This window comes from Afipia birgiae 34632, from assembly GCF_000308295.2.
GTDB classification, from domain to species: Bacteria; Pseudomonadota; Alphaproteobacteria; order Rhizobiales; family Xanthobacteraceae; genus Afipia; species Afipia birgiae.
On the sequence record NZ_HG326652.1, the window covers coordinates 243,437 to 256,404 of the forward strand.

The window sequence follows — 12,968 nt, forward strand, 5'->3', positions numbered from 1 at the left end:
AGCTGCATAGGATGAAAAGCTAAGAACGCCCAAGCTCTTCTGGCGTTCTGTTAAGTATTCTCCGGCCCCGCTACAGCAAGAATAAACAAGGGTGCCGCGTGGGGAGGATGCCATGCTCGATACACCTTCGAACAGGGTCGAAGATATCCGTCTGCAATCCTTCAGCCTGACCTATGAATTCCCCGTGGCATTCACTCGTGACGCGTTTGGGATCGGCAATAGATGCCTGATCGACGCTTTGACGCGCCGGGAGCCCGACAAGCGACACAAATGCGCGATCTTCGTCGATAAGGGGGTCCTCTCTGCGATGCCCGATCTCGCGGCCCATATCGGGGGCTATTTCGCCGCGCATGCCGACAAGATCGAAATGGTCGGCTCTGTTTTGCCGGTCGCGGGCGGTGAAATCTGCAAGAACAATTCAGAGACGGTGCCGAATTTGCTTGTCACGCTTTCCAAGCTTGCCATCGACCGCCACTCCTACACAATCGCCGTTGGAGGCGGTGCTCTGCTGGATGCCGTTGGGTACGCTTCTGCGATCTTTCATCGCGGTGTGCGTCACATCCGTTTCCCGACGACCGTGCTGGCGCAGGGTGATAGCGGCGTTGGCGTCAAGAACGCCGTCAATCTGTTTGGCGTGAAGAACCTCATCGGCACTTTCGCACCGCCATGGGCAATCATCAACGACAGCGCTTTCATCGGCATCTTGCCGCCACGCGAGAAGCGCGCGGGAATGGCGGAAGCGGTCAAGGTCGCCCTGATCCGCGACAGCAATTTCTTTGGTTGGCTGGAAAACAATGCCGATGCACTTGCAACGTTCTCCGCGCCACATCTCGACAGGCTGATCAAGGATTCCGCTGAACTCCACATGGGTCAGATCAGACTCGGCGGTGATCCGTTCGAGGCGGGTTCGGCGCGGCCACTCGATTTCGGCCATTGGTCGGCGCATAAGCTGGAGCAATTGACTGACCATGAGGTCAGCCATGGCGAAGCGGTGGCAATCGGCATCGCGCTTGATACGCGCTATTCCGTGTTGACGGGACTGCTCGCCAAAGGAGAGGACGATCGCGTGCTTCGTCTTCTTAAACGGCTCGGGTTTGTCCTGTGGGACGATCGGTTGCGACATCGAAGTGCGAGCGGAGAGCTTGCCTTGTTGCAAGGACTTGCGGAATTTCGGGAGCACCTTGGCGGCGAACTGACTGTTACGCTTCTTGCCGACGTCGGGCGCGGCGTGGAAGTTCATGAGATGGACCCCGCGGTCGTGAGCCAGTGCATAGACTGGCTCGAGCAAGCGGGCTTGGCCTGACATGAAACTCGACAGGATACCCGGCGACGCCCATCTGACGTACTGCACCAACATTCACGCCGGCGAAAGCTGGCCTGATATCCGCGCAAGCCTTGATGAACATGTTCCGGCGATCAAGGCGGCCGTTGCCCCGGATCGGCCACTTGGCATCGGTTTACGTCTTTCCGGGCAGGCCGCTCGGGCTGCTTGCGCGCCCAGTGCTCTTGAAGCCTTTCGCGATCAGCTTGGTGCGCTGGGCGCCTATGTGTTCACCATCAATGCCTTTCCGTTCGGTCCGTTTCACGGTGTCCGCGTTAAGGAACAGGTTTATCTGCCTGACTGGCGCGACAAGGAGCGCGTTTCGTTCACGGCCGACGCTGCCGCCGTACTTGCCGCGATCCTTCCCGATGGCATCGATGGAAGCATTTCCACGGTACCGGGTGCATTCAAGACGAATGGAAAGTCGAAGGATGCAATCGCGATCATGGCTTCCAACCTCGTGCAGGCGATCGCCGACCTCGTGTACATCGAGCGTCGCGCAGGCAAGCGCATCGCGCTCGCGCTGGAGCCGGAGCCGTGTTGCTTTCTGGAAACCACCGATGAGAGCGTCGCGTTCTTCGAGACGACGCTGTTGAAGCCTGAGATTCTCGATGCGCTTGCGGGCATAATTGGCACGGGCCGTCCAGAGGCGGAAAAGCTGCTGCGACGCCATCTCGGCATCTGCTACGATGTCTGTCATGGTTCGGTTGAGTATGAAGACACGGTTGCAGCACTGGATCGGCTGATCGCTGCCGGAATCACGGTGCCGAAGATTCAGCTATCAGCAGCGATGCGCGTGCCGGCCATGACGGCGGATATGATCGACGCAGTAATGCGCTATGATGATGGCGTCTATCTGCACCAGACCATTGTGCGCAACGCGAACGGACTGACACGGTTCACTGACCTGCCCGATGCGGTGGCGGCGTTCAGGGAGGGCCGTGCCGATGGCGAGTGGCGGATACATTGTCATGTGCCGGTTTTTCTGTCCGATCTTGGGGCTATCGGCTCGACCCGCTCCGATCTCGTTGCAACGCTGGCTGCGCTGCGAACTCGCCCGCTGTCAGCGCATCTGGAGGTCGAAACATATACCTGGGATGTTCTGCCCGATGGGCTCCGTACCGGCTCAAAGTCGGCGGACATCGCCCGCGAAATTATATTCTGTCAGAAAGAACTTATGGAATGAGTGCGGTTACAACCGGGTCGCCGAGTTTCCACACTCTTCTGCGGCTCGGGCGTATCTCCAATATCCCGACGGTGTGGACCAATGTCATCGCGGGAGCGGTGATCTCGGGCGGCACGTTTCGCGTGGCAGATGTCGTTCTGATCGGCGTCGCTATGAGCGCATTCTATGTCGGTGGGATGTACCTCAACGATTATTTCGATCGCGAGATCGACGCGCGGGAACGTCCAAGCCGTCCTATAAGTGCGGGTGACATCACCGCGGGCGCGGTCTCCACGATCGGCTTCGGTCTGCTTGGTATGGGAGTTTTGTTGGTTGCGCCGTTCGGTCTCCCAGCCGTGGCGTGGGGTGTCCTGCTTGCTGGCGCGATTGTACTCTATGATATCTGGCACAAGGGAAACACGTTCAGCCCCGTGATCATGGGACTATGCCGTGCCCTGGTCTATTTGGGGGCCGGCGCTGCCATGAGCGGCGGCATCTCTGGCGCGTTGATCGTTGGCGCCTTCGCGCTCGCATGTCATGTGGTGGGGCTGACCTATGCGGCGAAGCAGGAGAACCTGAATCAGATTGGCCGGCTGTGGCCGCTCGCCATATTGGCGGTGCCGATGTTAATCGCGTTACCCGTGATCACGGACAGCTGGCTGATCGCCCTGTCGTTCAGCGTGCTTGCCTTGGCCGATGTGTTTGCCCTTCGGTTACTGGTACGACGTTCGACGCTGGACGCCGTGCCGCGTGCCGTCTCAAGTCTCATCGCTGCGATATGCCTGGTGGATGCACTGGCCCTCGCGCTTGCCGGTAGTAGCGTGCTATTGGTCTTTGCCTGCGCGCTCGGCTATCTGCTGACGCGTCTATTCCAGAAGTCGATTCCTGGAACGTGAGTGACAGCGATGGCTGATCCCACTCGGTTTCGCAGCGGCCATGCAGGGAACGCCGTGCTCGACGGCTTTCTTGCGCTAGCTGATGAATGGATCACTCGTACTCCGAACGAGGGCGGCGCCGCATGGTTTCGCGGCGCGATCGCTGATGTCATGCACGCTTCGACGGATCGTCCGCTGGCTGTCGCCATTGGACTTGCTTCTCGCCGGCTGGGCAAGGCTGATCTGGCTCTCACTCCCCATGACAAGGCGAGGGCGATCGCGTTACGACCGGGTCTCGATCCAAGCGAGTGGAGTATCAGTCAACTTGCGCGCATTGCATTCATGGCGGCGAGTTACACCGGAGACGACGCTGCCTTTGCGGTCCGGTTTGACAGTTTCTGCACGACAGCCGAGATCAACGAACTGATCTCATTGTGTCGTGGGCTGCCGGTCTATCCCGGCGCTGCACTACTGGAGCCGCGGGCGCGAGAGGCTGTGCGCTCGGGAATGAAGCCCGTATTCGAGGCGGTAGCGCACCGCAATCCCTATCCCAGCGAAATCTTCACCGAAGATGCGTGGAATCAAATGGTCGTGAAAGCCCTCTTCATCGGTTCATCGCTATGGCCGATCCAGGGCCTGGACCGGCGCAGCAATCCGCACCTTGCACGTATGCTGGTCGGTCTGGCGCAGGAGCGCTGGGCAGCCGGCCGGCCGGTGAGCGGTGAAGTCTGGCGCTGCGTCGCACCTCATGCGGATTCCGAAGGCATTGCGGCACTGGTGCACGCATTTGACATTGGTCACGACAAGGAGCGTCTTGCCGTCGCGCTTGCGCTGCAATCGGCCGAAGCGGCAAACGCCGCAACAACGGAGCAGCTGCCGTTTCGGAACGCGATTAGATATCTGCAAGATCGGCTGGCTACAGAGAATATTGCCTGGAGCGATCTGGCATGAGCGGGAAGGGCGATGTCGCGTCGACAACCTGACGTTCTTCTGAAACTTCTGTCAGTTCTGCTGACCATTTTCCTTCACGGTTAGTTTTCCAATACGCAGGTTGATCCCGAATGGCGGACCTGTCGGGGCGCATTGGGCATTCCTCCAATCGTTGGGAGCGCCGCTTCCGGTTGTCGCGTTGTCCACGACGTTGCGACGCTTCCACATTCAAATCGCATTGCAATACGTTCTTGTGCGTCGCGCGCTCCTCGGAGCAACGCTAAGCTGATGCAGGTTGTCGCCACCTTCGTTGTTGCGCGTTCGATGGAACGGGATAGCATTCAGCTTGGCCGCACACGATATCAATCAAAAAGTTGCAGGCCTGGAAACAAACAAGCGTAGGGAGGCAACCATTATGAAGACGTTGACGCTCGCTGCCCTTTTGATGACGACATGCATAGGCCTGCCGACGGCGTATGCGCAGCAGGTGCCGGCGACACCGGCTGATGTTGCAAAGCCAGGCGGAAAAGTACCGGGTGCCCCGAAGCTGGCGCTCGTCAAGGTGGCCGATGGTTTTCGTGATCCTGTCGGCGTGACGGCCGCGAATGATGGTTCAGGGCGAATCTTCGTCGTTGAGCGCGCGGGCCGCGTTAAGATAGTCGACAAGAGCGGCAAGGTGTTGCCGGACGCGTTTATCGATCTCACGAGTTTCAATCCTCTTGGATCGGACGTGCAGACAGGTTTCGTCGAGCAGGGTCTGTGGTCAGTCGCATTTCATCCGAAGTTCAAGGACAACGGCTACGTCTTCGTTCACTACGCATCGTTGCCGTTCAATGGCGCTTCGATCATAGCGCGGCTGACCGTTGATCCGAAGAGCCCCAACCAGATCACATCGGAACAGCTCACCAAGAGCGTCAAGGTTCTGATGAACATTCCGCAGCCCTACTACAATCACTACGGTGGCATGATCACCTTCGGTCCCGACGGCAAGCTGTATATCGGCAAGGGTGACGCCGGCTGGGAAGGTGATCCGCTCAACGCCGGCCAAAGCCTCAATGTGCTCTGGGGCAAGCTGTTGCGCATTGACGTCGATACGCCGGACGATGATACGCCTTACGTGATTCCGAAGGACAATCCCTTTGCAAAGGCGGACAAGGCTCAGCTGATGTCGCTGTTTGGCATCAACGAGCAGGGCTTTGCCCAGAACAAGATTGGATCGCGGCCCGAGATCTGGGCCTATGGTCTGCGTAATCCCTACATGTTCCACTTCGATCAGAAGTCGGGCGACCTATTTATCGCGGATGTCGGTCAGAATCATTGGGAGGAAATCAACTACCAGCCAGCCTCGTCAAAAGGCGGCGAGAACTATGGCTGGAAGTTCAATCAGGGCTCTTATTGCCATCCGGCGCTGTCTGCCGATCAGAAATGTCCCATCGTCGGCATGCTTCCGGCGGCGGAGTATCCACATGACCAGCCGTTCGAGAATGGACCAAAGGTTACGCAAGGGACCGGCTGCTCCGCTCAAGGCCTTGGTGTTGCGAACTACGGCGGCATGACCAAGACTTATCTCGTGGGTGACTGGTGCTCGGGCCGCCTGTTTGGAGTGGCCTGGGATGGCGGTGCCAGCAAGTGGCAGATGCAGGAGTTTATGCAGACGCAGTTGCAGTTCACTGCCGGGAATGTCGACGCTGACGGCTTCGTGCTCGCAACCAACTGCTATTGCTTCTACACCGACGATAAGGGGCCGAACGCGAACCCGGTGGGTGCACTCTGGCGGATTGTACCGGCGGACAAGGTGCCGGCCGGTGCGGAAGTCGCCAAGGCAAAGGGCGGCTAAAGTTGATCCATCCAGCATCGATTATCGTCCGCGGCGTTCGCGGGCGATAATTTTTCTGAAACCGTGCAATCCCAGGATACGGTAATGAAGATTGGACGTTGTTTCCCTTCCTCGGCCTTCTTCATGGTAGTGATTGCGGGTGCGTGGAGTTTGTCGCCGGTGCGCGGTGATGATTTGGCGGATTTCAAGAATCCGCTGGATAATTCGCCGATGACGTTCGAACTGAAGCCGGGTGAGACCGAAACGCCGGCCTTAAAAAAATTCAAACAAACCGGCACTAACGATTATCGCAGCGATGCGGAAGCCCTCGCGGAAGGAAAGAAACTTTACACGGCAAACTGCATTATTTGTCATGGTGCCGACGGGACCGGAAAAATGGGTCCCACACTCATCGGCAAGGACGTGATTTACAAGCAGGTGCTGACCGACCCCGGCATGTTTTCGCTGATCTATGGCGGAGCCAGCGGCGCAATGCAGTCGTTTTCGCGCCGGGGTATGAAGCAGGACCAGATGCTCAGGATCGTCGCCTATGTGAGGACGCTCGAAAAATGACAGTATCCGGAACTTCCCCTGTTGCACCCTTCGTCTGCGATTCCGGAGCATTGGAAGCGCTTCTCCGCGATAAGACGATTTCCTGTCCATGCTGTAATGGGAGGCTCACCGCGGAAAAACTCGGCCGTTTGTTGAGCGACGTCCAGCAGCTTGCCGCTGCAGGTTCCAATGGGGAAACTCGGACGGTTGCCGGTCCAGCAAAAACTGGTGGCGACCAGGCGGGCATGATCATCGATCCGCACGCACATATGATTTCCCGCACTACCGACGATTACGAGGCAATGGCCAACGCTGGTGTGGTTGCGGTCATCGAGCCTGCGTTTTGGCTTGGCCAGCCGCGGACAAATGTAGGCAGCTACGTCGATTATTTCTCGCTGATTTCCGGTTTCGAACGCTTCCGCTCAGGACAGTTCGGTATCCGTCATTATTGCACGATTGGCCTCAATCCGAAGGAAGCCAACAACGAGACCTTGGCGGAGGCGGTGCTTGATGTGTTGCCGCGTTTTTTGGTGAAGGAAGGCGTCGTTGCTATGGGGGAACTCGGTTATGACGAGCAGACTTTGCTTGAAGACAAGGCGTTGCGCGCGCAGATCGAACTTGCGAAGGATTTCGACCTGCCGATCATGATTCACACGCCGCATCGCGACAAGCGGGCGGGCACCCTGAGGACTATGGATGTGCTCAGGGAGCATAATTTCGATCCCGCTCGTTGCGTAATCGACCACAACAACGAAGAGACCATCCGCGAGGTCCGCGACCGTGGCTTCTGGTGCGCATTTTCGATCTATCCAAGCACCAAGATGGGCAGCGAGCGCATGGCGGCCATCGTCAAGAGCTTCGGTCCGGAACGAATCATCGTCGACTCGGCCTGCGATTGGGGTGTTTCGGATCCGCTCGCGGTTGCGAAGACGGCTCGCCTGATGGCGCAGCGGGGCGTTAGCGCCGAGGCCATTCATCAGGTTATTTATAGCAATGCACTGGCTGTATATGGTTTGAACGGCGAGATGCGGAAAGAGCATTGGCTGGCACCGGCGGCGATTGATCAGCGCACGCTATACGAAGGTAATTCGGTGCTGCGTGGCGGTCAGACGCCGCGCATCGAACAGCCTGGACGTTCTGCGGACGATCTTCAGATCATTTGACCTGGTTGTCATCGTGCTCATTCGTCGGAGCGAGTTGGCCAGTGAGGTTGTTAGCGCAAGGCGGGCATCGTTGCTTCGAGGTCAAATGACAATCTCAATCGCATAAGAGTTCGTGGTTTCATTCTGACTGGCGCGCCAACTTGCCACCATTCAGAATATAATCGCGAACTCTGATCGATATTGATTTTCCAGTCGTGCCGTTAATTCCGTAAGGGGGACCTTGGCATCTCTGATCGTTCGTTTTGCCCTACGGCTTGTCGCGGCCCCACGGGAAGAGAGAGGCCGGGAAATCTGCCGCGTATCGCCGTCCCTTCGGCGCGCGGGGTGGTTCCTGGTATGGATTTGGATCTGGCTCCAACACTTTGCGATAAAGATGCCAGGTTGCATGACCGAGCACTGGCAGAACGACGGCGAGACCGAGGAACAACGGTATTGAGCCGATCACCAGCAACGCGGCGACAATCAATCCCCATGCGGCCATGGTGACGGGATTTTTCATCACGACCCTCAGCGAGGTCTGGATGGCATCCGTCACGTTCGCATGCCGGTCGAGCATCAGCGGAAACGCCACGACACTGATACACAAGGCAACGACAGCGAACAGGAAACCAACGCCGCATCCCACGACGATCAGCGTCAGTCCTTCCGCCGTCGAAAAAATGCGAGAGGCGAAATCGGGAATGCTTGCAGCAGGGGTGTTGCCGAAGATGGCGACATAAATGGAATTAGCGGTAGCGACCCAGACAACAAACAGGATGAGCAGGATCGCACCAAGTCCAAGCATGGCTCCGAAGGATGGAGAACTCAGCACGCCTAACGCGTGCGAGGCAGAAGGCTCCTCGCCGCGTTCGCGGCGGCGGCTCAGTTCATAGAGACCAAGCGCAGCGAAGGGGCCAATCAATGCGAATCCTGCGGCCAGCGGGAACAGGAGCGGTAATACTGAATAGCCCAGCACCGTCCTGGCTATCACGAGTCCAAGCACGGGATAGATGATGCACAGGATGATCGCGTGGCTTGGAATCGCCTTGAAGTCTTCCCAGCCCAGTCGCAGCGCATCACGTAGATCGGACAGGCCGATGTTGCGAACGACAGGTGCGGCCGCATTGTCCGCGGCGCCCGGCGCAATTCGTGTGACGTTGTCGGTATACGGTGTGGCCATGGCCGCAATCTCCCATGCGTTTGCACCGGCGAGATTGGGCGTCACTCTTCTCGCGACGTTCAATCGCCTTCGTGCGCAGAAATCGCGACCACGTCAGGTAAGACGGCAAGTTCATGAAATGAGCTTTGCCAAAACCGGTCGCGACCTGTGACGCAAGCATAACGCAATTCGAAAGGAATAGCACGTGCTGTTAGGCAATTGTGCGTCTGCACACTGTGTTCCAATTTGTGAGGGCGCAGCGCTCATGGGTGTTCTCGATTGCAATGCGGTATCAGCCCTACTGCACGTTCAATCTCTCAACGAGTGCGTTGTGGCGTCGCTATCGGGTGAGCCGGTCTATTGACAACCAAGCCTGCCGAGGAACATCCTGTAGTGGTAAATGCCCGTCGTTCGTTGATACCAGCGGTCGCGACGTCTTCGCAGAACTGAACTCGACAGGATTGGATTTGCTCAAGTCGGGTTCGACGTTGCGACCGGTTAAGGGCAAGGCGGCCAGCATCGCGATGGCTAGCTTGATGTATGCCATCCATGCCGACATGATTCCTGCGCCCTAAATCTTGTCCGTAGCCTCACAAGGCAAGGATGAACAAGGGATGGCTGTAGCACTCATATTGCTTTTGGTCGCGGTCGCCTCGGTGGCGTTTCACCTGTGGAGTCCGTGGTGGTGGACGCCGATTGCTTCCAACTGGCGCTACATCGACGACACGATCACCATGACATTCTGGATCACGGGCGCCGTTTTCTTCGCCGTCGTAGCATTCATGGCCTACTGCGTTTACCGCTTTCATCACAAGGAAGGGAGGCGGGCGGCGTATGAGCCGGAAAACAAGAAGCTCGAATGGTGGCTCACGATCGGAACCGCAGTTGGTGTCGGTGCGATGTTGGCGCCCGGCCTGGTTGTCTGGCATCAGTTCGTTACGGTGCCGGCTGATGCGACCGAGATCGAAGTTATGGGTCAGCAGTGGCGCTGGAGTTACCGGCTCCCAGGCAAGGACGGTCGCATGGGGACGACCGATGCGCGCAATGTCAGCGCCGACAATCCTATGGGTTTGAATCCTAAAGACACTGCCGGGCAGGACGACATCGTGATCGAAAACGGCGATCTGCATCTGCCGGTCGGAAAGCCGGTCAAGGTGCTGCTGCGATCGATCGATGTCCTGCACAATTTCTATGTGCCCGAGTTTCGCGCCAAGATGGATATGGTTCCGGGCTCCGTCACATACTTCTGGTTCACTCCCACCCGAACGGGGTCGTTCGAAGTTCTCTGTGCGGAGCTTTGCGGCCTTGCGCACTCGCAGATGCGCGGCAAGGTCATCGTTCAGGAAGAGAAAGATTATCACGCGTGGCTGGAGCAACAGCAGACATTCGCGGAACTGTCTGGTCAGCGCAAGATCACGAAGGCGACTTACAAGACAGGCGATGAATGAATATATCGACGAAGCGACGCCACACATTTGTGAGGCGAACTCTTCGTTGAAGGGAAAGAAAGACCAAGGAGGACATTTTCGATGGTTGATGTCCCGTCTGACGTCATTGCACGTATCCCCCCGGCCGAGGTGGGAGAGGTTGATCTCTATCATCCGCATAGCTGGTGGACGAAGTACGTCTTCTCGCAGGACGCCAAAGTCATCGCCATTCAGTATTCGCTCACCGCAATGGCCATTGGAATGGTCGCGCTGGTGCTTTCCTGGCTTATGCGGCTTCAGCTCGGATTCCCCGGCACGTTTTCATTTATCGATCCGAGCCAGTATCTCCAGTTCATCACCATGCACGGCATGATCATGGTGATTTATCTGCTCACCGCGCTGTTTCTGGGCGGCTTCGGAAATTACCTCATTCCGTTGATGGTCGGCGCGCGCGACATGGTGTTCCCTTACGCGAACATGCTGAGCTATTGGATCTATCTGCTTGCCGTGCTGGTTCTGGTTGCGACCTTTTTCGCGCCGGGTGGCCCGACCGGCGCCGGCTGGACGCTGTATCCGCCGCAGGCCGTTCTCTCCGGTACGCCGGGGCAGGAAGCGGGTATCATCATGATGCTGCTGTCGCTGATCCTGTTCATTATCGGTTTTACCATGGGCGGCTTGAACTATGTGGTGACGGTGCTGCAAGCCCGCACGCGCGGCATGACGCTGATGCGGATGCCGCTGACGGTGTGGGGCATTTTCACCGCGACCGTGATGGCATTGCTCGCGTTCCCGGCCTTGTTCGTCGCTTCGGTGATGATGCTTCTGGATCGGCTTCTCGGCACCAGTTTCTTCATGCCGACGCTCGTGGAGATGGGCCAGCAGATGAAGTACGGCGGCGGCAGCCCGCTGCTATTCCAGCATCTGTTCTGGTTCTTCGGGCACCCGGAGGTCTATATCGTAGCACTGCCGGCTTTCGGCATTGTCTCCGATCTCATCAGCACCCATGCCCGAAAGAACATTTTCGGCTACCGCATGATGGTCTGGGCGATTGTCGGGATCGGCGCGCTGAGCTTCGTGGTGTGGGCGCACCATATGTATGTCAGCGGCATGAATCCAAAGTTCGGATTCTTCTTCGCAACGACAACGCTGATCATCGCCATCCCGACAGCCATCAAGGTCTACAACTGGGTTTTGACTCTGTGGCGCGGCGACATCCACCTGACCGTGCCGATGCTGTTCGCCCTTGCGTTCATCGTCACCTTCGTCAACGGCGGATTGACCGGCCTGTTCCTCGGCAACGTTGTCGTGGACGTTCCGCTATCCGATACGATGTTCGTCGTCGCCCATTTTCACATGGTGATGGGTGTGGCGCCGATCATGGTCGTGTTTGGTGCGATCTATCACTGGTATCCGAAAGTCACCGGACGGATGCTCAACGACGGGCTCGGCAAGTTTCACTTCTGGGTGTCGTTCCTCGGGGCCTATGCAATTTTCTTCCCCATGCATTATCTTGGCCTGCTGGGTGTGCCGCGCCGCTATCATGACATAGGCGAGACGGCTTTCGTCCCTGCATCCGCACACGATCTGAATGCTTTCATGAGTGTTGCGGCCTTGATCGTCGGTTTCGCTCAACTGGTGTTCGTGTTCAATCTGTTCTGGAGCCTGCGCAAGGGAAAAGAGGCGGGCGGGAATCCGTGGAACGCCACCACGCTGGAATGGCAAACACCGGAAACGCCGCCGGCGCATGGCAACTGGGGCAAGGAACTCCCCGTTGTCTATCGCTGGGCTTATGACTACAGCGTACCCGGAGCCGCCCGGGATTTCATACCGCAGAATGAGCCGCCGTCCGCATTGACAGGGCAAGGAGCTCACGCATGACCGCGATCGTCCTGTTCATGGCTGGACTGGCGGCCATTGCGGGATGGTGGCTTTCTCAGCAACGTTTGGCAGCGAAACCCTGGCTGGAGGAAGGATCGCTCGGCGATTTTCCTGGCGGGGGCGCCTCGTTGCTGCCGCCGGCAAAAATCGGGCTGGGGGTGTTTCTCGCGGTCGTCGGGTCGTTGTTCGCGCTTTTCATCAGTGCTTATTCCATGCGCATGGAATTGATCGACTGGCGCTCGCTGCCCGTGCCGAAGCTGTTGTGGTTCAACACCGTTGTTCTGATTCTGAGCAGCGCTGCGCTGCAGTGGGCACAGCGCGCAGCGCGTCGGGACGACAGCGATAATATGCTGATCGGCCTGCTTGCGGGAGGCATCTCGGCGGTTGTTTTCGTGATTGGTCAGTTGCTGGCGTGGCAGCAGCTTAACGCTGCCGGTTATCTTCCGGCGGCCAATCCAGCCAATGCATTCTTCTATCTCATCACTGCGGTTCATGGGCTGCATGTACTCGGCGGCCTCGCGGTACTGAGTAGAGCTACCATCAAGACCTGGCGTGGTGTCGAAGTTTCACGTCTGCGCCTGAGCGTGGAATTGTGCGCCATGTACTGGCATTTCCTGCTGCTGGTTTGGCTGATCCTGCTTGCTTTGCTGACGGGCTGGGCGGACGACTTCGCCGCCATCTGCCGCCAGTTGTTGACCTAGAG

The 12,968-nt window shown here is 57.9% G+C and carries 11 protein-coding genes; 10 read left to right on the plus strand and 1 reads right to left on the minus strand.

The genetic code is table 11. The features are described from left to right. The first annotated feature begins 112 nt into the window (after positions 1-112). The 7 genes from BN32_RS01095 to BN32_RS01125 all read left to right on the plus strand — a co-directional run bounded on the left by BN32_RS01095 (position 113) and on the right by BN32_RS01125 (position 7,822). Positions 113-1,303 (plus strand): 3-dehydroquinate synthase, encoded by a 1,191-nt coding sequence (locus BN32_RS01095; protein WP_019195395.1) that lies wholly within the window; start codon positions 113-115, stop codon positions 1,301-1,303. A gap of 1 nt (position 1,304) precedes the next feature. Beyond that, positions 1,305-2,507: a metabolite traffic protein EboE gene (gene eboE / locus BN32_RS01100; protein ID WP_040425321.1), complete on the plus strand. Its 1,203-nt coding sequence runs from the start codon at positions 1,305-1,307 to the stop codon at positions 2,505-2,507. A 71-nt stretch (positions 2,508-2,578) separates the two neighbouring features. Next, positions 2,579-3,382, plus strand: a complete 804-nt coding sequence (locus tag BN32_RS01105; protein ID WP_244438075.1) for a UbiA family prenyltransferase — start codon at positions 2,579-2,581, stop codon at positions 3,380-3,382. A 54-nt stretch (positions 3,383-3,436) separates the two neighbouring features. Continuing rightward, on the plus strand, positions 3,437-4,312 hold the full coding sequence (locus tag BN32_RS01110; RefSeq protein ID WP_040425809.1) for an EboA domain-containing protein: 876 nt from the start codon (positions 3,437-3,439) through the stop codon (positions 4,310-4,312). A gap of 394 nt (positions 4,313-4,706) precedes the next feature. Next, positions 4,707-6,128: a PQQ-dependent sugar dehydrogenase gene (locus BN32_RS01115; protein WP_040425811.1), complete on the plus strand. Its 1,422-nt coding sequence runs from the start codon at positions 4,707-4,709 to the stop codon at positions 6,126-6,128. Between the two features lie 84 nt (positions 6,129-6,212). Further along, a complete protein-coding gene (locus tag BN32_RS01120; protein WP_051488426.1) occupies positions 6,213-6,680 on the plus strand; it encodes a c-type cytochrome in 468 nt (155 codons plus the stop codon). After that, positions 6,677-7,822 (plus strand): TatD family hydrolase, encoded by a 1,146-nt coding sequence (locus tag BN32_RS01125; protein ID WP_244438076.1) that lies wholly within the window; start codon positions 6,677-6,679, stop codon positions 7,820-7,822. The genes BN32_RS01120 and BN32_RS01125 overlap by 4 nt, the downstream gene beginning before the upstream one ends. Before the next feature lie 247 nt (positions 7,823-8,069). Here BN32_RS01125 and BN32_RS01130 read toward each other — a convergent pair whose 3' ends face one another. Further along, positions 8,070-8,981 carry a DUF2189 domain-containing protein gene (locus BN32_RS01130; protein WP_040425815.1) on the minus strand — a complete coding sequence of 304 codons (912 nt, stop codon included), beginning with the start codon at positions 8,979-8,981 and terminating at the stop codon, positions 8,070-8,072. 593 nt (positions 8,982-9,574) lie between these two features. Between BN32_RS01130 and BN32_RS01135 the strand changes: the two genes are divergently transcribed. The 3 genes from BN32_RS01135 to BN32_RS01145 all read left to right on the plus strand — a co-directional run bounded on the left by BN32_RS01135 (position 9,575) and on the right by BN32_RS01145 (position 12,966). After that, a complete protein-coding gene (locus BN32_RS01135) occupies positions 9,575-10,408 on the plus strand; it encodes a cytochrome c oxidase subunit II (protein WP_040425323.1) in 834 nt (277 codons plus the stop codon). Between the two features lie 81 nt (positions 10,409-10,489). Beyond that, complete coding sequence (ctaD, locus tag BN32_RS01140; RefSeq protein WP_019195405.1) at positions 10,490-12,265, plus strand: cytochrome c oxidase subunit I; 1,776 nt, start codon at positions 10,490-10,492, stop codon at positions 12,263-12,265. Further along, the gene (locus BN32_RS01145; protein WP_019195406.1) at positions 12,262-12,966 is read left to right on the plus strand and encodes a cytochrome c oxidase subunit 3; all 705 of its coding nucleotides are present in this window, start codon (positions 12,262-12,264) and stop codon (positions 12,964-12,966) included. The genes ctaD and BN32_RS01145 overlap by 4 nt, the downstream gene beginning before the upstream one ends. Positions 12,967-12,968 lie beyond the last annotated feature (2 nt).

Excerpts from the sequence above, each read along its gene's own strand:
- BN32_RS01145 (WP_019195406.1), top strand. The coding sequence starts at position 12,262 with ATGACCGCGATCGTCCTGTTCATGGCTGGACTGGCGGCCATTGCGGGA.
- BN32_RS01120 (WP_051488426.1), top strand. The coding sequence starts at position 6,213 with ATGAAGATTGGACGTTGTTTCCCTTCCTCGGCCTTCTTCATGGTAGTG.
- eboE (WP_040425321.1), top strand. The coding sequence starts at position 1,305 with ATGAAACTCGACAGGATACCCGGCGACGCCCATCTGACGTACTGCACC.
- BN32_RS01125 (WP_244438076.1), top strand. The coding sequence starts at position 6,677 with ATGACAGTATCCGGAACTTCCCCTGTTGCACCCTTCGTCTGCGATTCC.
- BN32_RS01115 (WP_040425811.1), top strand. The coding sequence starts at position 4,707 with ATGAAGACGTTGACGCTCGCTGCCCTTTTGATGACGACATGCATAGGC.
- BN32_RS01095 (WP_019195395.1), top strand. The coding sequence starts at position 113 with ATGCTCGATACACCTTCGAACAGGGTCGAAGATATCCGTCTGCAATCC.
- BN32_RS01135 (WP_040425323.1), top strand. The coding sequence starts at position 9,575 with ATGGCTGTAGCACTCATATTGCTTTTGGTCGCGGTCGCCTCGGTGGCG.
- ctaD (WP_019195405.1), top strand. The coding sequence starts at position 10,490 with ATGGTTGATGTCCCGTCTGACGTCATTGCACGTATCCCCCCGGCCGAG.
- BN32_RS01130 (WP_040425815.1), bottom strand. The coding sequence starts at position 8,981 with ATGGCCACACCGTATACCGACAACGTCACACGAATTGCGCCGGGCGCC.